This is a genomic window from Micromonospora sp. NPDC049891, from assembly GCF_040660295.1.
In the GTDB taxonomy this organism is placed as follows: domain Bacteria; phylum Actinomycetota; class Actinomycetes; order Mycobacteriales; family Micromonosporaceae; genus Micromonospora.
Map to the genome: position 1 here is coordinate 1 of NZ_JBFAML010000082.1, position 1,300 is coordinate 1,300.

At 71.0% G+C, this 1,300-nt stretch carries 1 pseudogene; it reads right to left on the minus strand.

Annotated features, from left to right (window positions below):
• Window positions 1–938 (minus strand): annotated as a pseudogene (locus tag AB0I71_RS32555) (hypothetical protein); the annotation flags it as partial.
• Window positions 939–1,300: the final 362 nt, after the last annotated feature.

A 1,300-nucleotide genomic window follows, 5' to 3' on the forward strand; every position in this document is an offset into this window, starting at 1 on the left:
GGCCACAGCTCGGGGGCGGTCGGGTCGGCGTCGGTGTACGCGGTGTTCTGCGCTACCGCACTCAGCCCGGTGGACGCCTGCGTGATCATCGTCCGATCAACCTCGGAGGCGTAGCGGCGCAGCAGGTCGTCCATGACGACGTCCTCGACTCCGGTGCCGCGTTCGACGGCCTGCCGGGAGATCGTCTGCTGACCGGCGGCGGTCTGCACGTTGATCGTCAGCAGGGTGTCATCGGCGTTGGTCTCCTGGACGGCGGTGTTCTCCGACGCCTGGAGGGCGACCCCGGTGGCGGTGGTGATCCGGGAGATGTTGACCTGCATACCGTCGGCGGGCAGCGGGTGCGTGTTCGCGGCATTGGCGAGGGGCCGCATGTTGGCGATTGCGGGCGCATACAGGTCCGTCAGGTATTGCGGGACGACCAGGCCGCCGAACGCGCCCGTACCGACCGCCCGCTGCTCCAGGTAGGCACCGCGCTCGACCTGCTCCTCGCGGGCGTGGCGGGCGAGGCGTTCCTGCGCGCTGGGGTCGTTGAAGAGGAACTGGCGGGCCACGTCGCGCACGAACTGCGATCCGGTGCGGTCGCTGTCGGGGTTGTAGGTGCGCTGCTCCGCGCCGACCCGGGCGACCTGGTCGTAGGTGCGCCGCTGCGGCTGCGCGGCGGTGCGGTACCTGGTTCCCTGCGCGGCCTCGATGCGGGCCTCGTCGGCCTGCGCGGCGCGTACCTGCGCGATGTTCTCATCGGCGACTTCGATCAGGCGCACTGCTGCGGCGCGCTGCGCGGCGATGTCATCGAGCCGCTGTGCCTCGTGGGGCGTCAGGTCGCGCCCCTGCGCGCCGTCCAGGATCGACCGCGCCTGCGTGTACGCGGCCTCCCGCTGCTGTACCGCCCTCGCCCTGTCGGCCTGGTAGGTGGAGATCAGTTGGTTGATTGTGGGCATGTCACACCTCGTGGGAGAAGTTGATCGAGGTGTGCCGCGAGCCATCCCGGAGACGCCGCCCGAACATCCGCGAGGGCGCTCAACGGGAGCCCGCCTACCGGACATCTGCCGCCAGCGGTGCTCCGTGCACTGGTGGTGCCTACCGGGCCAGGCGGGTCCGTCCATCCGCGTTAGCGGCCCGCCCCGGCAGCCATCCACCCAAAAGCCACACCACCCCGTCCGCCCGGAGGGGAGGCGACGACGAAGTTACGCCGAGTGATCACCAAGCCGCGAGGTCAGGCAGCACCCCCCGCCCTGCGGGCCGCCGCGTCGGTGAGGAACGCCGCCAGGCGGGCCTCCCAACCATCCGTCCCGTACTCGGT